Raw genomic sequence first — 22,987 nt, 5'->3', positions numbered from 1 at the left:
CAATGAGCCAAGAATTTAATATTGCTATTTTAGGTGCGACTGGTGCGGTTGGTGAAACCATTCTTGAAGTACTTAAAGAGCGTAAATTCCCTGTCGGTGAAATGCACTTACTAGCAAGTGAACGTAGTGAAGGCAAAACTTCCCGTTTTAACGGCAAAACAATACAAGTACAAAACGTAGAAGACTTCGATTGGTCTCAAGTACATATTGCGTTTTTCTCTGCAGGTAGCGAGCTTTCAGAACGTTGGGCTCCAATCGCGGCTGACGAAGGTGTGGTTGTTATCGATAACACATCACGTTTCCGTTATGAATACGATGTTCCTCTGGTTGTGCCAGAAGTGAACCCAGAAGCAATTGCTGAGTTCCGTAACCGCAACATCATCGCAAACCCTAACTGTTCTACTATCCAGATGGTAGTAGCACTTAAGCCAATTCACGATGAAGTGGGTCTTGAGCGTATTAACGTTTCAACTTACCAATCTGTGTCTGGTGCAGGTAAGCCGGGTATCGATGAGCTAGCAGGTCAAACGGCTAAGCTTCTTAACGGCATGCCAGCTGACAAGTCAGCATTCTCACAACAGATCGCGTTCAACTGTATTCCTCAAATCGATGAATTTACAGAGAACGGTTACACACGTGAAGAAATGAAGATGGTTTGGGAAACTCAAAAGATCTTTGCTGACTCTTCAATCACGGTGAACCCGACTTGTGTTCGTGTTCCTGTGTTCTACGGTCATGCTGAATCTCTACACGTTGAAACTCGCGCGCCAATCGCTGCAGAGCAAGTTATTCAGCTTCTAGAGAACACGGAAGGCGTTGAAGTTTTCCAAGCTTTAGACTTCCCAACTCAGGTTCGTGATGCTGGTGGTAAAGACCACGTAATGGTTGGTCGTATTCGTAACGACATCAGCCATCACAGCGGTGTCAACATGTGGGTAGTAGCTGATAACGTACGCAAAGGCGCAGCAACCAACGCAGTTCAAATCGCTGAAGTTTTGATTCGCGATTACTTCTAAGCTTCATTGCTTTGATTATCAAGCCTCACTCTTTAGTGGGGCTTTTTTAATCGATTGAAAATATTGTTAGTCAAATTGTGTGAAATTGCTGCGAATATTGTTGCTGCAACACATTTTTTGTTTTCATCTCTATAGTTTTACGTCATTTATCCGATATATTTAATAGATCATCACTTTTCCGAATTTAAGCACCTAGCTGAGCCTTTTATGTTTCAAATTTTCAAGCCGTGGTTAATGCCTTTTGCCTTTATCATTGCGACTCAGATTTCCGTTGTTCGTGCAGATTCCATTCGAGTTGTAGGGCCTAATGGTCAGATACAATCAGCGCCTACGTTTTCAGAACCTCTTCAAAGAGCGCAATCGAATAGCGCTGAGCCTTCTCGTTTCTATGGTCCAACTCGTGGCTCAGAAACGCTATGGTCTATTGCTTCAAAGTTACGCCCGGATAGTTCCGTTTCAGTCCAGCAAACCCTGTTGGCAATTTATCGCTTAAATCCACAAGCGTTTGAAAACCAGAATATCCATAGCCTGCTGCCTGCCAGCAACTTACGTGTGCCTTCTTTAGAACAAACTCGCGCAAGTTCAACGCAGCAAGCCATCAATATTATGAACTCGCATCTCGCGAAGCTTGATAAGCCAACAACAAAAACGGTTGCCGCCAAACCAAAAAACACCCAAGCACCAAGTCGAACGGACGTAACGCCTAAAAATACACAATCCACAGCCAAGGTTAGCGAACCTAAGGTTGTCGATAAATCGATAATTGATAATAAAGAGATCGTTAGTAACAAGCCGCTAACGGGTGCCAAGGAAATGAACCACCTTGAGAAACAGTTAGAGCTTTCTGAAACTGAGCTGTTATCTCTGGAAGAAAAAAACCACCAACTTCGTTTGATGCTATCGAATGTTCAGTCTGAAGTAGATGGACTAAAGACCGAACTCAGTGATGAAGACCGCATACGTAGCGAAGTTGAGAAGTTACTCGCGGAAGAGAAAAGAAAGAACGCTGAAATCGAAAAAATGGCGCCAAGTGCCATGGATCAGCTGTTATCTAATGGTTGGCTCGTTGCCGCACTTGCGATTATTCCTGGTTTGTTGCTTGGTCTGATCATTGTAATGCTGTTAGGTCGTCGTTCTAAAAACGATGAGCAGCAACAAACGACTCAAGAACAACCTATTCAGCCGCAACCAAGCAGTGTCGCGCCAATCACCTTAGGTGATGAAATGGACGACCTTGATAACGAACTGTCTCTCGATGATGAATTGTTTGGTACCGAGGATGATGCTAACAAGTTGTTTGACGATGAAGCGCTTGCCCAAGAAGACGATATCTTTGCTGGCTTAGATGACGCTGATTTAGACTTCAACCTAGATGGTGAAGACGATGACCCATTTGCGAGCATCGGAGAAAACGGCGACTTAGACACGAATTTTGATGATCTTGATTTAGACAGCAGCAATGGCATCAGTGTTAATGGCGAAGAGAAAGCTCTTGGCCTTGAAGAGATGGAGCGTGCATTAGACGAAACGGTTGAAAGCGCGCTGGATTCCGATGAAGGGGATTTCGACCTTTCTGATGATAATCCAATGTCTGCCGATGATATCGAAGCTCTACTCGCTCAAGAATCAGCAACGGAAGATCTAGGTTCGAACGAATTAGATCAATCGTTATTGGATGATTTGTTCGCGCTTGATGACGAAGACGATGACAGCTTTGATATCGATGCCTTGATATCTGAAGAACAAAACGATGCGACTCCAGCTATTGGCACGTCAGCGACCGATGACTTCGACATTGATGCTCTTATCTCAGAGCAGCAGGGTAGTTCAGCTTCAACCGATTTAAGCACCGATGATTTTGATATCGATGCCTTAATCTCTGAACAACAAAATCCTGAGCCAGCAGCACCGACAGCCAATGATGATATTGACGATATCTTTGCTCAAGTTGCGGCGCAAAATGAACAAGGTAATGACCCATTTAGCCTTGATAACGATGATGAGATTAGCTCAAGCCTAAATAGCGGCTTAGCGTCTGATGATGACATCGAAAATATTTTGGCTCAGTTTGATCAGCCACTAGAAAACGAAGATGAATCCGCGCTATCTGATCAACCCCAGAGTGCACCAGCAACAGAACAACCGTCACTTGATATCCCTAATCTGGATTTGCTTGATGAGCAACTTGAAGGGGACGACGTTGATTTAAGCAACTTTACCGACCTGCTCGACGAGATGCTGGACAGTGAATCAGACAAAGAGTCTGAAGATGAGCCGCTTGGTTTCGATGCTCTATCTGAGCTGGAAGAGCTTTCAGGTTTGTCGACTGATGATGAGTTGAATATCAGTGAAGACAGCACGGAAACTCTGGATGAATTGATCAGTGATTCGGATGATGACTTTGAGCTCGATGCTGAAAATACCGATTTACTTGATGACTTCCTTGATAGTGAATTGTCAGATAATTCGCTTTCAACGGATGAAGCCGACGCACCGAAAGCGGAATCTTTGGACCCGTTTGATGACTTACTGACAAGCGGTATTGAAGACGAGCTTGAATCAGAAGAACAGGCGTTTGATAAAGAGTTAGATGCTGCCTTAGATTTTGGTAAAGCCAACGATGACCTTGATTCAGACGCTGAGCTTACTCAGTTAACGTCTGAACCATTAGAAGTCGAGCCTGAGCAAGTAACGGACATCAGTGAAACATCACAACTTGAACAAGCTAACGAAGAATCGTTAGAGTCGGAACTGACGCAAGACAGTGCTGATGTTAAACCAGAAAAAGATGAAGACTTTAATCGCGATGATTTTATCGATGATCTATTTGGTGTTGCACCTGCAACGGATGCGCTGCTTGACGATTCACTAGAAACAACAGATGAAGCGTTGATTGATGAGTTGATGTCTTCTGATAGCGACGCATTAGCATCGGTTGAAGAACCAGCTTCAAGTTCTGAAGATCTTGTTTTAGAAGATGAATTCGATTCTTCTTCAGAATCGACCCAAGCCTCTGCAGATGAAGCAATTCCATCGGCTGAAGTAATGTCACCTGATGAAAGCGATGAGTTGGATATAGATTCACTGCTATCTGAAAACTCAATGTCTGACGTTGAAATGCCATCGGATGAAGCTCTAGAGCCCGCTTCAAGCGTACAAAATGAAGTTTCGCCACCGTCTTTAAATGATATTTCCGAAGAAGATGAAGAGACGGTTGAAGATTGGTTAGCTGAAGCTATCGACGATGTAGAGTCTCCAGCGAACATTGACTCTGATTTTGACTTCGAACCTAAAATTCAAGGTAGCGATCAACTCGACGATGTTGTTGAATCCTTGCCAGAGCCAGAGCCAGAGCCAGAGCCAGAGCCAGAGCCAGAGCCAGAGCCAGAGCCAGAGCCAGAGCCAGAGCCAGAGCCAGAGCCAGAGCCAGAGCCAGAGCCAGTTCGTGCAGCGCATATGCCTGAAATCATTCCAAATGAGTTCGGTGTACCAGAAGACGATGATTGGCTGATTGAAGATGACACGGTTCAACAAGAAACATTGGCACAAGCTGATGAAGTAACGGAAGAGCCTGTGGTTCCTACTGTTGAGTCTCTGTTAGATGCTGAACCTCAGTTAGACCATGAACCGCAAGTTGAAACTGCACCACAATCTGAAGTGGCGGAACAAATTGAAACGGTAGAGCAAGAAGGCGAAGAAGGATTCTCTTTTGATGACTTTGAGCTTCCTGAGTTTAACGAAGAAGACGCCTTGGCAGAAGTTGATGCCGAAGTAACACCAGAGCCAGTAGCCCCTGCTGTTGAGTCTCTTTTAGACGCTGAACCTCAGTTAGACCATGAACCGCAAGTTGAAGCTGCACCACAAGCTGAAGTGGCGGAACAAGTTGAAGAGGTAGGGCAAGAAGGCGAATTCTCTTTTGATGACTTTGAGCTGCCTGAGTTTAACGAAGAAGATGCATTAGCTGAGGCTGATACACAAGCTGCGTTAGAGCCTGTGACAACGTCTGTAGACTCTCCAGATAGCCTTGAGCCTGAAGTCAGCGCGTTAGCTCCTGAAGCAAGCGCTGTTACTCAGGATATCAAAGCTGACGAGCCGACAGTTGAATCTGAAGAATTCTCTTTCGATGACTTCGAGCTTCCAGAGTTTGGCGAAGACGATGCGTTAGCGGAAGTGGTTAGCGAACCTGATGAAGCTCAGTTAGAGCAAGATCTATCTGATGGTACAGAGAAGTTTGAGTTCGATGATCTTGACCTACCAGAATACGATGAAGAGAGCGCTAAAGCGGACTCTGTTTTAGATGATATTGAACAAAGCAGTGCAGAGCCGGTAGCGGAAGACCAAGGCGTAGAACTGGATGTGCTTGATCTGCCGGAATACGGTGAAGATGAAGCCATCTCTGATGCGTTTGCTGAAAAGCCAACACCATTAACGTCTTTCAGCCCACAAGGCGAAGAGCAAGACGCGCTACATGACTTGTTCTCAAACCCGCAAAGTTTCAGTCATGCTGATGATTTATCGGATACAAACGGTTTCTCAGATGCAGACGTTTTCGCAGATACAGAAGAGCCTGAACTGGCGACTTTCGGACAACCCGATGAGTTGCCGAGTTCGGCTCCAGAATTAAATTCAGGGCCTGCTGAATCGAACTCAGTGCCAACAACGATGCAAGACGAACCTCTAGAAGGGTTTGATGATTTCGATGAAACAGCGCTGGCTGAGTTACTTTCAGAAGATGTTCAAGACTCTGTCGACAACATGTTCGACAAACCATTGGATGCCACATCGATTGATAGCGCTGGGCTAGATATTGATGCGATGCTTGAAGTCGGTGGTGAAGATTGGAAAGGTTTTAACTTAGCCCCAGAGCAACAATCGAGCATGCACAATGATGTGCCTGATGATCAACAAGAGATTTGGGCGTCAGCCGAGCAACAAGTTGAACCTAAAATCAAAGAAGAGAATTGGGCACAACAAGACAACTTAACCGAATCAGGAAACAGTCGTGATAAGCAGTACATGACGATTGATGAACTGATGGCTCAAGTGGAACAAGAAGGTGAAGACGCGATTAATCCAGATGACGAAGAGTTAAAACTGGATGTTGGCCTTAACGAGTTCCCAGATGTAATCGGTGACATTGGTAATTATGATGTCGACAGCAATGCAGAGGCTGCTGGTAAGCTTGATTTGGCTAAAATCTATATCGAGATGAGCGACTCACAAGGAGCGATCAAGCTCTTAGAGGAAGCGATAGTCGACGGCAGTGATGATATTCGCCGCGAGGCTAAGAATCTTATCGATACGATTAACGGCCGATAAATTAAACGATACGTAAAGGGTAGCATTGGCTACCCTTTATTTTATCGCAGACCTTTCTTTTAATATTGCAGATTTAACCCCATCCGATTTGGGGTAGCACTGATTTCCGTATATACTTCTCGCCCATTTTCAAAGAGAACAAGAACATGAAAATTGCTTTAGGTATTGAATATAACGGTACCCACTACTTTGGTTGGCAGCGCCAACGAGACGTGAAAAGTGTCCAAGAAGAATTGGAAAAGGCTCTTTCTGTTGTCGCGAATCACCCTGTAGAAGTTATGTGCGCAGGCCGAACGGATGCCGGTGTTCACGGTACGGGACAAGTCGTTCACTTTGAAACTAATGTCGATCGTAAGATGGTGGCGTGGACAATGGGCGCTAATGCCAACATGCCGAAAGATATTGCAGTTCGTTGGGCGACAGAAGTGAATGAAGATTTTCATGCTCGCTTTTCTGCTACCGCTCGTCGTTACCGCTACATTATTTTTAACCATGCACTGCGCCCAGGTATTCTTAATTCAGGAGTGAGCCATTACCACGGTCACCTTGATGAGAAAAAAATGCATGAAGCGGGTCAGTACTTGTTAGGCGAGAACGACTTCACTTCATTCAGAGCGACACATTGTCAATCTCGTAGCCCATGGCGAAATATGATTCACTTAAATGTGACTCGTCACGGACACTACATAGTGATCGATATTAAAGCGAATGCGTTTGTTCACCATATGGTAAGGAATATTACTGGCAGCTTAATTGCGGTAGGTAAAGGTGAGCAGAAACCGGAGTGGATCCAGTGGCTTTTAGAGGCTAAAGATCGAAAAGTAGCAGGCGCAACCGCAAAAGCGGAAGGTTTGTATCTGGTTGATGTTGATTATCCTGAACATTTCGAGCTACCACGAGAGCCAATTGGCCCTCTATTTTTACCGGATAATTTGAACTAAATGTGAGACTTAGGTTCAAAAATTATTACGGTTTAGTGCGTAAAATAGCGAGATAAAATAGGTACAACCAGTTTTTTATCTACAGTCGCTGTTTTATGTGCTTTAATTCCCACGCATAATTCCCAAATTTATTTCTTTCGCAATCAAGCGGAGGAATCGAAACAAAAAGGTCTTCCATGAGTTGGCTTGAAAAGATTTTAGAAAAAAGCAACATCGTTACATCTCGTAAAGCGTCTATCCCTGAGGGTGTTTGGACTAAATGTACTTCTTGTGAGCAGGTTCTCTACCATGCTGAACTTGAGCGTAACCTAGAAGTATGTCCAAAATGTGACCATCACATGCGCATGAAAGCTCGTCGTCGTCTGGATACCTTCCTAGACAAAGGTGAGCGTGTCGAACTAGGTGCTGATCTTGAGCCACAAGACAAACTGAAGTTTAAAGACTCTAAGCGTTACAAAGACCGTATCTCTACTGCTCAGAAGAACAGTGGTGAAACAGATGCATTAGTTGCAATGAAAGGTGAACTGCTTGGTTTACCTATCGTAGCGTGTGCTTTTGAATTCTCATTCATGGGCGGCTCAATGGGTTCTGTTGTTGGTGCTCGTTTTGTGAAAGCAGTAGACGCTGCTATTGAAAACAACTGCGGCTTAGTTTGTTTCTCTGCAAGTGGTGGTGCACGTATGCAAGAGGCGCTTATGTCTCTAATGCAAATGGCGAAAACCAGTGCTGCGCTAGAACGTTTATCTGCGAAAGGTCTACCGTTTGTTTCAGTCATGACTGATCCAACAATGGGTGGTGTTTCTGCAAGTTTGGCAATGCTTGGTGATATCAACATTGGTGAGCCAAAAGCACTGATCGGTTTCGCTGGACGTCGTGTAATCGAACAAACTGTACGTGAAGACCTTCCTGAAGGTTTCCAGCGTAGTGAGTTCCTACTTGACCACGGTGCTATCGACATGATCGTTGACCGTCGTGAGATGCGTCAGCGCGTTGCAAGCCTTGTTGCTAAAATGACCAACCAGCCTTCGCCATTAGTAGTTTCTGTGAACGATTCACCGAATGAAGCTACTTATGAAGTACCAGAAGCGCCAGAAAAAGGGTAAAGTACCTTCTAACAAACCTACTTAATTATGGTTATGAGTTAGATGAGTCAACAACCTATTCCTCAAGCCACATCCTCATTAGAGATGTGGCTTGATTATTTATCAAACATCCACACAAGCGCTATTGACCTTGGGTTAGACCGAGTTCAGGCCGTCGCCTCTAAGGCAAACCTCACCAAACCTGCTAAACACGTGATTACCGTTGCCGGAACCAATGGCAAAGGCTCAACATGTGCCCTAATGGAAGCTATTCTATTGGATGCTGGTTACTCCGTTGGTGTCTACAGTTCTCCTCACTTAATTCGCTATAACGAACGTGTTCGTATTAACGGCCAAGACCTGTCTGATGAAAAGATGGTTCAATCTTTCGATTTTATTGAGAAAGAGCGTGGTGAAATCAGCCTGAGTTTCTTCGAATACGGCACGTTAGCGGCGTTACGTGCGTTTCAAACCGAAGCTGTAGATGTTGTTCTATTAGAAGTGGGACTCGGTGGGCGTTTAGACGCGACGAACATTGTTGATCATGATGTGTCTGTAATCACTAGCTTGGCTGTCGACCACGTTGATTGGCTGGGTGACGACATTAATGTGATTGGCTTTGAGAAAGCGGGTATCTATCGTAGTGGTAAGCCTGCTATTTGCGGACAACCTAAGCCACCTGCGACGGTTGCGGCACATGCTGATGACATTAAGGCTGAGTTCTACCAAGTCGGTATTCAATATACCTACGAAGTAAATGGCGATAGCTGGAATTGGAATAGCGGTGCATTTCGACTGGACGCATTGCCTATTCCTAGCTTGCCGCTACCGAATGCGGCAACCGCATTAATGGCGCTAGGGACTTCAGAACTTAGTATCAGTGATGTCAATGTCGTTAACGGTTTGAACAACGCGCAGCTTCCTGGACGCATGCAACAAATTAGCGACCAGCCCGTGATTGTGTTAGATGTGGCTCATAACCCACATTCTGCTGAGTATTTTGCACAACAAGTGACTCAAAAGTATGCAGGAAAAAATTTACACGTTGTAGTCGCCATGCTTCATGACAAAGATATTCCCGCGACATTGGAAGTATTAGCACCAGTTGCAACACATTGGTACCCAGCTTCACTGCAAGGGCCACGTGCAGCAACAGCAGCTGAATTATGTCAAAGCCTCCCACAAGGCGTAGAGCAGCATTCAAACCCTGTAGCAGCGTTTGAAGCGGCTTTATCTGCAGTTAAAGGTGATGATGTTGTGTTGGTGGTCGGTTCTTTCCATACTGTTGGAGAGGTCTTGGAGCATTGGCAGAAAAAAGGAAACTAAATGGCAAGTAAATTCCAAAGCCGATTAGTCGGCACCATCATTTTAGTAGCGATTGGCGTTATCGTATTGCCAGACGTACTTGATGGTAAGAAGCTCCATTATAAAGAGGAGTTTGCAAGCATTCCGATTAAGCCTGAGCTTGATAGTAATGTTGAGGTTTTTGAAGTACTCGACCCCGTTGAAGATCAGATTGCATTACCGGACTCTCCGGTTGAGCAAGTGATTGAAAGTGGTAATTCAGAAACCCAAACCGCGTCGGCTTCAAATAATAAAGAAGCAGACAAAGTGGCCGTGGTGGTTAAACCGGTACCGGAAAAAAATGAATACCAAGATAGTGCTTGGCTCATTCAATTGATGGCTTTGAAGAATGCTGACAATGCAAAAAGCATGGTTAAGGATTTACAAAAGCGCGGTTACCAAGCCCACACGAAGCAAGAAAAAACTTTTACGCGAGTAATTATTGGTCCCGATGTCTCTAAATCCAAACTTGAGCGACAAATTAAGGAATTAGAAAAAATTACGGGTTCAAAAGGCCAATTGCTCAAATTTAAACCGTTAAATCCATAAGAAAACGTTTGCGTCAGCATTTTTTCTGTTAAAATGCGCGCCAACTTAAGATGAAGAATTCATGAATTGGTTAGATTTTGTCATTTTAGGCGTGATCGGCTTCTCTGCCGTGATCAGTTTAGTTCGTGGTTTCGCTAAAGAAGCGTTGTCATTAGTTATTTGGTTTGGAGCATTTTTTATTGCTAGCCAGTACTACGCTAAATTAGCAATGTACTTCACCAATATCGAAGATGAGATGTTTCGTAACGGAACTGCGATAGCAGCATTGTTTGTTGCAACGTTAGTTGTTGGTGCCTTAGTTAACTATGTCATCGGTCAACTAGTTCAGAAAACAGGCCTGTCGGGTACAGACAGAATCCTCGGTGTCGTTTTTGGCGGTTTACGTGGTGTTCTGATTGTCTCAGCAGTGTTGTTTTTCATGGATGCGTTTACTGCATTCCCAAGTTCTGAGTGGTGGGAGAATTCGCAGTTGGTTCCGGAGTTTAGCCGAATCATTGCGCCGTTCTTTGAGCATTTACAAGCAACATCTAGTTTCTTATCTGGCGCGCTCTAGCGCCAGTTAATGTCGAAAATCGAGGATTAGGACATGTGTGGTATTGTTGGAATCGTGGGTTCAACACCTGTAAACCAGTCTATTTATGACGCTTTAACGGTATTGCAGCATCGTGGCCAAGATGCCGCTGGTATTTGTACCATAGAAAGCAATCGTTTCCGTCTGCGTAAGGCGAACGGTTTAGTTAAAGATGTTTTTGAAGCAAAACACATGCAACGCCTCCAAGGCAACGTTGGTATTGGTCATGTTCGTTATCCTACAGCGGGAAGTTCGAGTGCTTCTGAAGCGCAACCTTTCTACGTAAACTCTCCTTTTGGCATCACGTTGGCGCACAACGGTAACCTAACGAATGCAAGTGAAGTTCGTGAGAAGTTGTTCGAAAAAGACCGTCGTCATGTCAACACAACCTCTGATTCTGAAGTTCTACTGAACGTATTGGCTCATGAAATCGATACTGTCAAAGGTAATGTGACTTCAGAAGATGTGTTCCGCGCAGTTGCAAACGTGCACCGTACTATTCGTGGTGCTTACGCAGTGACAGCGATGATCATCGGCCACGGTATGATCGCGTTCCGTGACCCACATGGTATTCGTCCACTGTGTCTTGGTAAGCGTGAGATTAATGGTAAAACAGAGTACATGGTTGCGTCTGAGTCAGTAGCGTTAGACGCTGTTGGTTTTGATTTTATGCGCGATGTTGCTCCTGGTGAAGCTATCTACGCAACATTCGATGGTGAGCTTTTCACTAAACAATGCGCAGACAACCCACAACTAAACCCATGTATTTTTGAGTTTGTTTATTTTGCTCGTCCTGATTCATTCATCGATAAAATTTCGGTTTACAGCGCACGCGTTGAGATGGGTGAGATGCTAGGTAAGCGTATTAAAGAAGAGTACGCAGACTTAGACATTGACGTGGTTATTCCAATTCCTGAAACATCAAATGATATCGCTCTACGAATTGCTCAAGCGATTGATAAGCCATATCGTCAAGGTTTCGTGAAAAACCGCTACGTTGGTCGTACGTTTATCATGCCTGGTCAGCAACAGCGTAAGAAGTCAGTTCGCCGTAAACTCAACGCGATTCGTTCTGAGTTTAAAGGTAAGAACGTTCTATTGGTTGATGACTCGATTGTTCGTGGTACGACATCAGAGCAGATCATTGAGATGGCTCGTGATTCTGGTGCAAGCAAAGTCTTCATGGTTTCGGCTGCTCCTGAGGTTCGTTTCCCGAACGTTTACGGTATTGATATGCCAAGCGCGACTGAGCTTATTGCTCATGGCCGTGACAACGAAACGATTTGTAAACAGATTGGCGCAGACGCGTTGATCTTCCAAACGCTACCAGACTTAATCTCTGCTGTAGGTATGGGTAACCAAGACATCTCTCGTTTTGATACGTCAGTATTCAACGGCGAGTATGTAACAGGCGATATCGACCAAGCCTACTTAGATTTCCTAGACTCTTTACGTAATGACGATTCAAAGGTTGAGCGTGAGATTCAACAAGATCTCGCTAACCTAGAGTTACATAACGAAGGTGCTTAGCTTTTCGCTAGTTATAGTTAGCGATAAATCATCATTGTTAGCGTACTCATAGAGAAAGAGTAATAAAAACCAGAGCATCGGCTCTGGTTTTTTTGTTTGCGGGGAAGGGGATTGAATTTTAGTGAATGTGGTATGCGATCACAAAATCGATAAACAATCTAACCTTCTCTGGCAGGTGGTCTTTGTGGTTATAAAGCATGTAAATATCACGAGGGTTAGCACTCCAGTCTTCTAAGACTTGCACTAAGCTGCCATCTTCAATGTATTCACGGATCATTACATCGGGCATTAGGGTGATACCTAGGCCCTCAGAACAGGCTTGTCTCACGACATTAAGCGCATTGGCATTGAAACGACCTTTCTCGCTGTTGACCACTGTCTCTTCATTCGAGTTACTCAGTTGCCACTTAATGAGTGGGTAACCTTTGAGTAGAGAATGATTCGCCAGCTCTTCCGCGTGGCTTGGAGCTGGGTTCTTCGCTAAATAGTCAGGGCTTGCGATCAGAATGTCTTTGACTTCACTGATCTTTCTGGCAATTAAGCTTGAGTCACGCTGCGGACCGACTCTGAAAATGACATCCCACTCTGTTGGGTCGAGCTGATCAGCTTGGTTATTCATCATTAACTCAATATTGATATCAGGGTATTGAGTCATGAATTCGCTGAACATCGGCATCATCATGCGCTTAGTCAGGTTGGAGGGCGCGGTAATACGAATCTTCCCTGAAGCACCTTTACATACGTCAGTGAGCTCTTCTGCAGTAGAAGACAGACGTTGCAGTAACGGAGAGCATTCATTGAAAAAACGTTCGCCAGCCTCTGTTAAAGAGAGTTTACGCGCGTGTCTATTGAGAAGCCTTAGGTTCAAAGAATCTTCTAGGGCTTGGATGCGTCGTGTAATGGTCGCAACCGGAATCATAGTCTTGCGCGATGTTGCGGTGTAGCTCCCATTTTCAACGACGAGTCGAAAGAGGTTTAAATCATCTAATTTCATAAATCCAGACACATTTGTTTACAATCTCATCTAATTTATACGTAACAGTGAGATCAATGTTTGCGTTACGTCAACTCGTTGCACTATTTACAAGTATTCCAACCCTCGTCACGAATTACCAGTAAAGAGTGCACATTTGTGTATTTAGCATTTTATTACTAAGTTTTATATTAGTTCTTAGAACAGATAACAATAATAATTCGACTTAGTTTTGTGAGGTTATAGATTATGTACAAAACTCACAGTCAGCCAGTAATGACCTCGGCTCAGGAAGTTCCCAACCAGAAATGCGTTATGTTGGTTGATGATGATCCTATTTTTCGCCGTATAACCAGCGCGTACTTAGAAAAGATTGGTTATAAAGTGGTTGAGGCTGAAAATGGACTGGACGCTCTGCAAAAGCTTAGAGACTCAGCGCCAGATTTAATTGTGTGTGACTTATCAATGCCGATTTTGGACGGCATCGAGCTAGTAGAAGAGCTTAGCTTGGAGTACCCGTCATTGCCTATGATCGTTGTATCAGGGACCGATGACATGTCAGATGTCGCAAAAGCACTGCGTTTTGGTATCAAAGACTTTCTAGCTAAACCGTTGGAAGATCATGGCCACTTAGGAAGTGCGATAGCGAATACATTAAAAGATTCGTTCGACAATATTTCAGATCAACGAGATTTCTCAAGCCAATGGTTTTGTGTCGATGACGGAGGAGAGATCCCCGAAGACCAAGAACTGCATTGGCACCTAAATTATCTGCAAGAAAATCCAAGTGCTGCAAAAGACTTGTTGCATGCGTTGCTACCTGAAAAAGACACCAAACAAGGTTCGTGGCGCTGTAGCTACCGATTGCTGCAGTCGACAGAAATGATGCCACTCGTTTTCGATTACGCGTGGATGATGAACGGGCAATTTGCTTTTTACCTCGTAGATTCGTCGTCTGCTGATAAGGGAGGCTCTGCAACCACATTGTTGGTGAGAGCTCTGTTCCATGATTACTTAAGAAACCGCAAAGATTTTAATGCTGATCTCAAAGATATTGCTGAGATTCTAGAAAAAGGAATCCAATGCTCTAAGTGTTCAACACCAGTTAACGCTTTATTCGGTGTCGCCGATCTTGCTGAGGGAACCATTTCTATTTTACCTGCGGGTTTAGATGGGCAGTGGTCAAATGGTGAATTGAATCAACATATTGCTGCAGGGGAGCGTTTGGGCGAAAACTGTAAGAAGAACTTCATTACTCGTGACCTGCCCATTCAACAGGGGTGTCAGCTGACATTGAGCCTACTGGGTTCGGCGAGCTTCAGCTTAGATATCCACCAAGGGTCAACTGATTAACCCTATTTTTCCTCGGTTTTTGTGAATAATTGATTAAGGTATAGTTGCGCAAATGGTGTGGCTATGCCTTTTTTGTTAAATGTCGATTTAGCAAAGCGGGTTTGGTTCGCCAGATACTTACCTTTACTAACAAAAATAAGAAGCAATCATGGCAGATAACAAAGACTTTAAAGACCCGTTTAATGTATTCTATTTTCTCGGTTTTTTAGCCGCATTTTTAATGATTCCATTGCTACCAGCAACACTAACGTTGATTCGCGTATTCAATGGTTACGCAACATTCTAGTTAAGTTATTTTAGTCAACCTATGATAGCTAACTCAAGGAGGCCACAATTAGCGTTCGAGTTATAAGCCTGAATATTGCTGGTGGCCTTTGTATATTCCTCGCGGTTTTAGGTATTGTTTTACCTGTTCTGCCTACAACACCTTTCCTCCTTCTTGCTAGCACATGCTTTATGCGAAGCAACCCTAAAGTTCATAAATGGATGCATGAGCATAAAACGCTCGGCCCGTTACTGAACAATTGGTATCAACATGGTGCTGTGACTAAGCAAGTTAAAACGCGTGGTGTATTCTTTATCTTGTTAAGTTTTGCGGTATCGATCTACTTTGCCCCGATCATTTGGGTCAAGGCCTTCCTAATTTGTGTACTTGTTATTCTTCTCACATGGTTTATGCGACTTCCAACCCATGAGTTGGTTGCTGACAGCAAAGAAAATCACTACCATTAAGCCAGTGTGCCTGCTTCAATAGCGGGCGTTTATTATTTCAGCAATCAGAGTTATGACTCTCGTTGCAATGAATACCAATCGTACCTTTCCTTAATCCAGTGCATTAACGTGTTTGACTCGTTAACGAGAGTTTGGAAAGCGGCCTAATGAAGTGCATAAGATTATGAACACAGAAAAAATCGCTCTGATCAAAGCAAGCATCAAAACCATTCCTGATTACCCAAAAGCGGGTATCTTATTCCGTGACGTGACAAGCTTGATGGAAGATCCAGCCGCGTACAAAGCGACTATTGAACTGTTAGCGGAAACATATAAGGACATGGGCTTTACTAAGATCGTGGGTACTGAAGCTCGTGGTTTCTTGTTTGGTGCACCTTTAGCTCTAGAGCTAGGTGTTGGCTTTGTTCCTGTTCGTAAGCCAGGCAAGCTGCCTCGTGAAGTTGTGGCACAATCTTATGAGCTTGAGTACGGTACAGATACGTTAGAAATCCATACGGATGCTATTGTTGAAGGCGACAAAGTACTTATGGTTGATGACTTGCTAGCAACTGGCGGTACGATTGAAGCAACAACTAAGTTGATCCGTCAACTTGGCGGTGTGGTAGAGCACGCTGCATTCGTTATTAACCTTCCAGAAATCGGTGGTGAAAAACGCTTACAAGGTTTAGACCTTGAAGTGTTTAGCATCTGCGAATTCGACGGTCACTAATCCTTTCGGAATTATTCATGAGCTATCTTGCGTTAGCGCGAAAATGGCGACCAACCAAATTCAAAGAAGTGGTTGGTCAAGCCCATGTTTTAACAGCATTAGAGAATGCACTTAGCCAGAACAGGTTGCACCATGCTTACCTGTTCAGCGGGACTCGAGGTGTCGGTAAAACGACCATCGGCCGCTTATTTGCTAAGGGCCTAAACTGTGAAACAGGCATTACTTCAACACCTTGTGGTGAGTGTGCAACCTGTAAAGAGATCGATGAAGGTCGTTTTGTTGATCTTCTTGAAATCGATGCTGCATCTCGAACTAAGGTAGAAGATACCCGTGAGCTTTTGGACAACGTCCAGTACAAGCCTGCACGTGGTCGCTTCAAGGTTTACCTGATCGATGAAGTACATATGCTCTCTAGGCACAGTTTCAACGCGCTTCTAAAAACCTTAGAAGAGCCGCCTGAGTATGTGAAGTTCTTGCTCGCAACGACCGATCCACAAAAGCTTCCGGTTACGATTCTCTCGCGTTGTCTTCAGTTCCATCTCAAGCCGATTAGCGTCGATAATATCCACGAGCAGCTCGATCATATTCTTGAACAGGAAAGTGTGACCTCTGAGTCTCGTGCATTAGGCATGATTGCTCATGCTGCTGACGGCAGTATGCGTGATGCACTGAGTCTAACGGATCAAGCTATTGCGTTGGGTAACGGTAATGTCGAAACGGACACTGTTGCTCATATGCTCGGTACGCTGGACACTGACCAAGCGATTCATCTGCTTGAAGCTATCAGCAGTAAGCAGCCACAAGTGGCGATGGCTTGCATCCAAGGCCTTGCCGAGAATGGCGTGGAATGGGATGGGTTGTTGAGTCAACTTGCGACCCAATTACATCGTTTGGCTATGTACCAAGCACTGCCATCAACCTTAGATAAAGCGCAGCCTGATGCTGAACGTCTAGAGCTGCTTAGCAAAGCGTTGAGCCCACAAGATATCCAGCTGTACTATCAGATTGTGTTGAAAGGGCGTCAAGACCTACCATTATCACCAACCGCTCGTGTTGGCATTGAGATGGTGGTTCTGCGTATGTTGGCATTCAGACCTGCAGAGCAAATTAGTGCGACGGCTATCTCGACTGAGTCGACTAGCCCAGCGCCAGCAGTTCAAGGACAAGCTCCAGCTCAAAGCGTTGCTCAGCCTGTGAGTCAACCTGCGCCAATGGCCGCTCCGAGACAGCCCGCTCAGGCTCCTGCGGCTTCGCAGCCTCAAGTGCAGCAACAAGCGCCTGTTCAGCCACCTGTTCAGCAGCAGTCTGTGCAACAGCAACAGAACCCGGCACAATATTCAGATTCGCAAGGTTACGCTGATCATTCAGGCAACCAAGGTTATCCAGAACAGGATTACCCGCACAGTCAGTATGACGCGCCACCAGCTTATGACGAACGTCCTAGCTACGGTACGGAGCAAGCGATGAGTCCAACGACTCAGCAAATGCCACCACAGCAGAATCAAGCGACGAATCAGAGCCAGCCTCAACAGGCAAGTACCGAACCGACGCAACAAGAACAACCAGCACGTTCTTCATCGCCAGTGAGTGGTTTACGCCACCAACTGCGTTCGCAACGTAGAAGCAGTGCTGCTCCAGAAAGCAAAGGTTCAACGCCAAAAAAGGCTAAAGCGACACCAGCTAAAACTTCAGTTCTTGACCGAGTTGCTCAGCAACACGGTGGTTCTGAGCGGGTGTCGCCAGCTTCTTTAAAGACCTCTTCGACAGAAAATGTTACCAATGATAATGAACCTTATCGTTGGAAACCGTCTAAACCTGTAGTAAAAGAAGTCAGCAAAGAGCTTACACCTACTCAGATCAAGCGCGCGCTTGAGCATATCAAGACACCAGAAATGGTCGAGAAATTGCTCAAAGAATCTATTGCTCAAGATGACTGGTCCGCCACGATTCAAAAGCTAGAGACCGCGAAGCTTGTCGAACAGTTAGCGTTGAACTCAGTGTTTGATAAAAATGGCACTTCGATTGCCTTAACGTTGAGAGCAAGCCAAGCTCACTTGAATACCGACCGCGCACAAAGCGAGCTATTACAGTCGCTCAATGCAGTGTTAGGAGAAGAGTGTCATTTGAGTGTGGAAATCGGCGATGGTGGGGAAACGCCACTAGAATTAAGAGAAAGGCTGTATCAAAGCAAGTTGAAAGACGCGTTTTCCAGTTTGGAGAATGATGCCAACGTACAGTTTATCGAAAGACGTTTTGCTGCCGAGCTTGATAGAGATAGCGTTCGTCCAATATAACGTTCCTCCAATGCAATGTTCTACCAGGATACATCTTTCATTTAGTGATGGGCATATCATCCTTGGAAAGCAAATCAGAGAACTGAACTCATGGGGTTGAATCATAGAGCTTTAACCCCCATTTAAGCCCTTAGTAGCTTAAATGATTTTAATAAACCAATTAGACCAGAGAGTAATAACATGTTTGGTAAAGGCGGTATGGGCAACATGATGAAGCAAGCCCAGCAAATGCAAGAGCGCATGCAAAAGCTTCAAGAAGAAATCGCAAATATGGAAGTTACAGGTGAGTCAGGTGCTGGCCTTGTAAAAGTTACGATTACTGGTAGTCACAGTGTTCGTCGCGTTGATATCGATGAAAGCCTAATGGAAGACGATAAAGAGATGCTTGAAGATCTTATCGCAGCCGCTTTCAACGATGCAGCTCGTCGTGTTGAAGAGACTCAAAAAGAGAAAATGGCTGGCGTAACTGGTGGGATGCAACTTCCACCAGGTATGAAAATGCCTTTCTAAGCGACTTATTTATAAGAGACTTGTCTCTATCAACGGCCTATTTTAAATAGGCCGTTACTTTAAAAGTTAGAACGGTTAAATATGCGTACCAGTCATATGCTGGAGCATTTGATGGAGGCCTTACGTTGTCTACCTGGGGTTGGCCCCAAGTCGGCGCAGCGTATGGCCTTTCATTTGTTACAGCGCGATAGAAAAGGCGGCCTACAGTTGGCTGAAGCTCTTAGCCAAGCAATGACTGAAATTGGTCATTGTAATGAGTGCCGTACTTTTACTGAAGAAGATACTTGCCACATTTGTACCAATCCTAAACGTCAGGATAACGGTCAAATCTGTGTAGTTGAGAGCCCTGCAGACATTGCAGCCATTGAAGCAACTGGCCAATATTCAGGTCGTTACTTTGTGCTTATGGGGCATCTTTCACCACTTGATGGTATCGGTCCAAGTGATATCGGCCTCGATGTCTTGGATTACCGTTTACGTCGTGGCGATATCACTGAAGTAATTCTAGCGACTAACCCGACAGTTGAAGGGGAAGCAACAGCGCATTACATTGCTGAGCTATGTAATGCCCATGAAGTGAACGCAAGTCGTATCGCCCATGGTGTTCCCGTTGGTGGTGAGCTAGAGCTGGTGGATGGCACCACGCTTTCGCACTCCTTACTCGGTCGTCATAAGATCTAAAAAAGCCGCTTGGTGAATATCACTAAGCGGCTTTTTCTTTATTAAGGCAGTCTGAATATCTTCCCTATATTCACTTTAGCTGAATATCACTACCCAATTAGAAGCGGTAATCGACAGACACGGTAAATTCACTGTTGTTTGGTACAGACAGCTTCGCACCATCCACTGATTCAGAATATGATTCGAACATATGACGGTATTGGAAATCGGCGGAAACGTTTTTCATGATCTTGTATTGAACACCTGCTTGTAAACCGTACACAAAGTCGGTTTCTTTAGATTTAGCTGAACCATTCTCTGAAGGGTCAATTAGATTAATATACTCCACTTTTAAAGTGTTTTGTGTTATGCCAACAGTCGCGCCACCGAATACGGAGAATTGAGAGTTAATAGCATGAACGTAGTCATAAGAAACAAGGAACTCGGTTTGTGCAAGGTCTAGGTTAATTTCATCATCGTAGTCAGTAACTCCGCTGTGCCATAGTTCGTTGTCACCAGTAAAGTTAATTGTACCGGTAATACGATGGTTTTCTTGAATGTAAGCACCGCCACGAATATGGAAAGCAGCGCCTTTGGCTGTTTTGCTTTCTTTAAAGCCAGGCTCTGATATTTGAGCTTTAGCCGAGTGGTAGCCTAAACCACCACCAACAAAAAACTCGGTTTTAATTGGTTCTGGCATTAATTCAGGGGTTGGTGCTGATTCACTAGCGATAGCTGTTGTTGCCGTTAAAGAAGAGATAGCTAGTACAAGAAATGTTTTGTTCATTGTTGTGTCCATAGGTATAGGGAATTGCGTGCATTATGCTAAGGCTGATAATTGAACGCTAATGAACCGATGGAATATCCCTGTTAACCAGAGGTTATCACGTGGAGGAGTTAGGGGGCTTGCAACAAAATAAAAGCCGCTCAGTTCGCGGCTTTGTCAGTTTGCGGTGTGAAATCTATAGTTAATCTTTACCACGAACAGCGTTGTAGATGATTGCGCCAATTACGGCTCCAAGAATCGGAGCGACCCAAAATAGCCACAATTGATTCTCTGCCCAGCCGCCAACATACATGGCTACTCCGGTACTTCGAGCTGGGTTTACTGAAGTATTCGTTACGGGGATACTGATAAGGTGGATCAAGGTTAAACAAAGACCAATCGCGATAGGTGCAAATCCAGCTGGTGCTTTTGAGTCGGTTGCGCCCATAATCACGAATAGGAACACCATGGTCATTACCACCTCACAGACAAGTGCCGCTGTTAACGAATAGCCACCTGGCGAGTGTTCAGCGTAGCCATTTGCGGCAAATCCAGATGCTACAACGTCAAAGCCCGCCTGCCCAGAAGCGATTACATATAACACACCACCGGCAATAAGGCCGCCGATCACTTGGGCGACTACGTAAGGGGGCACATCTTTGGCCTTAAAGCGCCCGCCAACCCAAAGGCCAATAGTGACGGCTGGGTTGAGATGGCAGCCGGATATATGTCCGATAGCAAACGCCATGGTGAGCACGGTTAAACCAAAAGCTAAAGAGACCCCTAGTAGGCCAATACCGACATCGGGAAAAGCAGCGGCTAGAACGGCGCTACCACAGCCCCCTAACACTAACCAAAACGTACCAAACATTTCTGCGATATACCTGTTCATAACTGTCCTTATTAATCTGTACTAGTATCAATAAGATAGTTTAGATTCACCAAAGGTGTGAAATCTTATATAGGATAATCAGAATAAAAGAACGAATATCGGTTAGGTAATCGCTTCTAATTCGATAAGGTTATCGAGTGCTTCTTGGTCCGTCTTTCCACAAATAATAGGGCAGGCTTTGAACTGGTGGCACACTTTAGGGCGTGAAGGTTGGCCGAATAACTTACACAGGTCTTGCTCATTTAATTGGATGCAGCGTACGCCAGCAGGCTTGCCATTAGGCATTCCAGGAATAGCAGATGTAATACTCGGAGCGATACAACAAGCTCCACAACCTAAACGACATTCCATCAAATTAAACTCACTAAATAACAGGGTGCGCGATAGTAGCAAAAAACAATGGGAGTGACAGCTATTGATTGGATCACAGAATGAACAATTTTTATCCTTGAACTTTTTATGGGCTAACGGTATAACACGCACCCCAGTAAAAGAGTAAGAAGTAATCCTATGACGAATCCATTTTGGCAAGAAAAGACACTAGAGCAAATGACCGAGAATGAGTGGGAATCACTTTGTGACGGTTGCGGTAAGTGCTGCCTACATAAACTAATGGATGAAGATAGCGATGAAGTGTACTACACCAACGTGGCGTGCAGCTGGTTAAACGACAAAACATGTTCGTGTAAAGACTACCCGAATCGCTTCACTTCAGGTGAAGAGTGTTTGAAGCTAACTCGTGACAAGATTCATGAGTTCCATTGGCTACCAGATACTTGTGCTTACCGTCTTCTATCAGAATCTAAGCCGATTCCAGAGTGGCACCCATTGATCACGGGTTCTAAATCAGAGATGCATGCTGCTGGTGAAAGTGTTCGTAACAAAGTGGTATACGAAATTGATGTTGTCGATTGGGAAGACCACATCCTGAATCACCCGAATCGTACGTAGATTATATATTCAGAAAACAAAGGCACTCACTAGAGTGCCTTTGTTGTTTTGGGGCTTTAAATTACGACTCAACCGCGTTATAAAAAGTGATGTTAGGTTCTTCTGCTAGCACCCCTTCAAGGTTTTTCAAAAGTGAAACAAAATGTGGAGCTTGGCAATGTGTATCGAGCGCTTGCTGGTCTGAAAATTGCTCCTGAAATAGAAACTTAGTGTTATCTTCAGCTTCTTGGAACAGGCTGTAGCGTATATTTCCACTTTCATTTCTGGTTGGCTCTAGCATGTCTGTTAGAAGCTTGCGTAAATTTTCTTCTTGACCTTTTTGCGCAGTAAAAGCTGCGGTTAAGTGAATCATAGTTAGTCCCTCTTGTTTATTATTTTTAATCTCAGTTAAAGATAACGACCTTGACGTTGGAGAAATTCAATTTTGTAACCATCTGGGTCGGTAATGAAAAAGAAAGTTGCAAGGTGAGCCTGATTGTGGTCAAAAGCTTTAATTTCACTGGCTGTAATCCCTAATTGAGTCACTCTTTTATGTGCCTGTTCGATATCTTCAACACTCACGGCTAAATGCCCGTAACCCGAACCGTGGGTGTATATCTCGGTTGCATCATGATTGAAAGTGAGTTCTAGCTCGAAAGCTGTTTTCGCGTTTGCTAAATAGGTGAGGGTAAAGTTGTCGAAGACATATTGGTCGCTGATCTCTAATTCTAAAGCTGAGCAATAGAAATTGATTGAAGCCTCTAAATCACTGACTCGAACCATACTGTGGATTAGTTTTGTCATTATTCTTCCTTT

General features: G+C 44.5%; 22 protein-coding genes. 16 read left to right on the top strand and 6 right to left on the bottom strand.

Annotated features, from left to right (window positions below; translation table 11 throughout):
* Positions 1–2: 2 nt before the first annotated feature.
* The 8 genes from IHV80_RS11525 (at position 3) to purF (ending at position 12,352) form a co-directional block, all read left to right on the top strand.
* Entirely contained in the window at positions 3–1,016 is a 1,014-nt protein-coding gene (locus IHV80_RS11525; protein ID WP_192889133.1) for an aspartate-semialdehyde dehydrogenase, read from the top strand.
* Positions 1,017–1,223: 207 nt separating this feature from the next.
* The gene (locus IHV80_RS11520) at positions 1,224–6,335 is read left to right on the top strand and encodes a FimV/HubP family polar landmark protein (protein ID WP_192889132.1); all 5,112 of its coding nucleotides are present in this window, start codon (positions 1,224–1,226) and stop codon (positions 6,333–6,335) included.
* A 146-nt stretch (positions 6,336–6,481) separates the two neighbouring features.
* The gene (gene truA, locus IHV80_RS11515; RefSeq protein WP_004734161.1) at positions 6,482–7,276 is read left to right on the top strand and encodes a tRNA pseudouridine(38-40) synthase TruA; all 795 of its coding nucleotides are present in this window, start codon (positions 6,482–6,484) and stop codon (positions 7,274–7,276) included.
* A 176-nt stretch (positions 7,277–7,452) separates the two neighbouring features.
* Positions 7,453–8,379 carry an acetyl-CoA carboxylase, carboxyltransferase subunit beta gene (gene accD / locus IHV80_RS11510; protein WP_192889131.1) on the top strand — a complete coding sequence of 309 codons (927 nt, stop codon included), beginning with the start codon at positions 7,453–7,455 and terminating at the stop codon, positions 8,377–8,379.
* 42 nt (positions 8,380–8,421) lie between these two features.
* Positions 8,422–9,684, top strand: coding sequence for a bifunctional tetrahydrofolate synthase/dihydrofolate synthase (gene folC / locus IHV80_RS11505; protein WP_192889130.1), 1,263 nt, complete (start codon positions 8,422–8,424; stop codon positions 9,682–9,684).
* Complete coding sequence (locus tag IHV80_RS11500; protein WP_102438841.1) at positions 9,685–10,251, top strand: SPOR domain-containing protein; 567 nt, start codon at positions 9,685–9,687, stop codon at positions 10,249–10,251.
* A gap of 61 nt (positions 10,252–10,312) precedes the next feature.
* Positions 10,313–10,804, top strand: a complete 492-nt coding sequence (locus IHV80_RS11495; RefSeq protein WP_004734165.1) for a CvpA family protein — start codon at positions 10,313–10,315, stop codon at positions 10,802–10,804.
* 33 nt (positions 10,805–10,837) lie between these two features.
* Positions 10,838–12,352, top strand: coding sequence for an amidophosphoribosyltransferase (gene purF, locus IHV80_RS11490; RefSeq protein ID WP_017106165.1), 1,515 nt, complete (start codon positions 10,838–10,840; stop codon positions 12,350–12,352).
* 118 nt (positions 12,353–12,470) lie between these two features.
* On the opposite strand, the gene IHV80_RS11485 is transcribed toward purF, so the two are convergent.
* On the bottom strand, positions 12,471–13,346 hold the full coding sequence (locus tag IHV80_RS11485; RefSeq protein ID WP_004734167.1) for a LysR family transcriptional regulator: 876 nt from the start codon (positions 13,344–13,346) through the stop codon (positions 12,471–12,473).
* Between the two features lie 228 nt (positions 13,347–13,574).
* Here IHV80_RS11485 and IHV80_RS11480 point away from each other — a divergent pair, with 228 nt between their 5' ends.
* The 7 genes from IHV80_RS11480 (at position 13,575) to recR (ending at position 19,604) form a co-directional block, all read left to right on the top strand.
* Entirely contained in the window at positions 13,575–14,678 is a 1,104-nt protein-coding gene (locus IHV80_RS11480) for a response regulator (RefSeq protein ID WP_192889129.1), read from the top strand.
* A 148-nt stretch (positions 14,679–14,826) separates the two neighbouring features.
* Complete coding sequence (locus IHV80_RS11475) at positions 14,827–14,964, top strand: hypothetical protein (protein WP_017106167.1); 138 nt, start codon at positions 14,827–14,829, stop codon at positions 14,962–14,964.
* A gap of 74 nt (positions 14,965–15,038) precedes the next feature.
* A complete protein-coding gene (locus IHV80_RS11470) occupies positions 15,039–15,410 on the top strand; it encodes a YbaN family protein (RefSeq protein ID WP_192890764.1) in 372 nt (123 codons plus the stop codon).
* Positions 15,411–15,573: 163 nt separating this feature from the next.
* The gene (gene apt, locus IHV80_RS11465) at positions 15,574–16,119 is read left to right on the top strand and encodes an adenine phosphoribosyltransferase (protein ID WP_017106168.1); all 546 of its coding nucleotides are present in this window, start codon (positions 15,574–15,576) and stop codon (positions 16,117–16,119) included.
* A gap of 17 nt (positions 16,120–16,136) precedes the next feature.
* Positions 16,137–18,413 carry a DNA polymerase III subunit gamma/tau gene (dnaX, locus tag IHV80_RS11460; RefSeq protein WP_192889128.1) on the top strand — a complete coding sequence of 759 codons (2,277 nt, stop codon included), beginning with the start codon at positions 16,137–16,139 and terminating at the stop codon, positions 18,411–18,413.
* 180 nt (positions 18,414–18,593) lie between these two features.
* Positions 18,594–18,923 (top strand): YbaB/EbfC family nucleoid-associated protein, encoded by a 330-nt coding sequence (locus IHV80_RS11455; protein ID WP_009848672.1) that lies wholly within the window; start codon positions 18,594–18,596, stop codon positions 18,921–18,923.
* Positions 18,924–19,004: 81 nt separating this feature from the next.
* The gene (gene recR / locus IHV80_RS11450; RefSeq protein ID WP_017111149.1) at positions 19,005–19,604 is read left to right on the top strand and encodes a recombination mediator RecR; all 600 of its coding nucleotides are present in this window, start codon (positions 19,005–19,007) and stop codon (positions 19,602–19,604) included.
* 97 nt (positions 19,605–19,701) lie between these two features.
* On the opposite strand, the gene IHV80_RS11445 is transcribed toward recR, so the two are convergent.
* The 3 genes from IHV80_RS11445 to IHV80_RS11435 form a co-directional block, all read right to left on the bottom strand.
* The gene (locus tag IHV80_RS11445; RefSeq protein WP_192889127.1) at positions 19,702–20,370 is read right to left on the bottom strand and encodes an outer membrane beta-barrel protein; all 669 of its coding nucleotides are present in this window, start codon (positions 20,368–20,370) and stop codon (positions 19,702–19,704) included.
* 181 nt (positions 20,371–20,551) lie between these two features.
* Complete coding sequence (gene aqpZ / locus IHV80_RS11440) at positions 20,552–21,241, bottom strand: aquaporin Z (protein ID WP_192889126.1); 690 nt, start codon at positions 21,239–21,241, stop codon at positions 20,552–20,554.
* Positions 21,242–21,343: 102 nt separating this feature from the next.
* Positions 21,344–21,592, bottom strand: coding sequence for a YkgJ family cysteine cluster protein (locus IHV80_RS11435; RefSeq protein ID WP_004734153.1), 249 nt, complete (start codon positions 21,590–21,592; stop codon positions 21,344–21,346).
* 159 nt (positions 21,593–21,751) lie between these two features.
* Between IHV80_RS11435 and IHV80_RS11430 the strand changes: the two genes are divergently transcribed.
* Complete coding sequence (locus IHV80_RS11430) at positions 21,752–22,192, top strand: YcgN family cysteine cluster protein (protein WP_017072529.1); 441 nt, start codon at positions 21,752–21,754, stop codon at positions 22,190–22,192.
* A gap of 61 nt (positions 22,193–22,253) precedes the next feature.
* Here the strand turns inward: IHV80_RS11430 and IHV80_RS11425 are convergent, their stop codons facing one another.
* Positions 22,254–22,544 (bottom strand): putative quinol monooxygenase, encoded by a 291-nt coding sequence (locus tag IHV80_RS11425; protein WP_017084066.1) that lies wholly within the window; start codon positions 22,542–22,544, stop codon positions 22,254–22,256.
* A 35-nt stretch (positions 22,545–22,579) separates the two neighbouring features.
* The gene (locus IHV80_RS11420) at positions 22,580–22,975 is read right to left on the bottom strand and encodes a VOC family protein (RefSeq protein ID WP_017084065.1); all 396 of its coding nucleotides are present in this window, start codon (positions 22,973–22,975) and stop codon (positions 22,580–22,582) included.
* Between the last annotated feature and the right edge of the window lie 12 nt (positions 22,976–22,987).

Origin of the sequence: Vibrio bathopelagicus (assembly GCF_014879975.1) — a bacterium.
GTDB classification, from domain to species: Bacteria; Pseudomonadota; Gammaproteobacteria; order Enterobacterales; family Vibrionaceae; genus Vibrio; species Vibrio bathopelagicus.
This window is presented reverse-complemented; position numbering and strand designations above follow the sequence as displayed.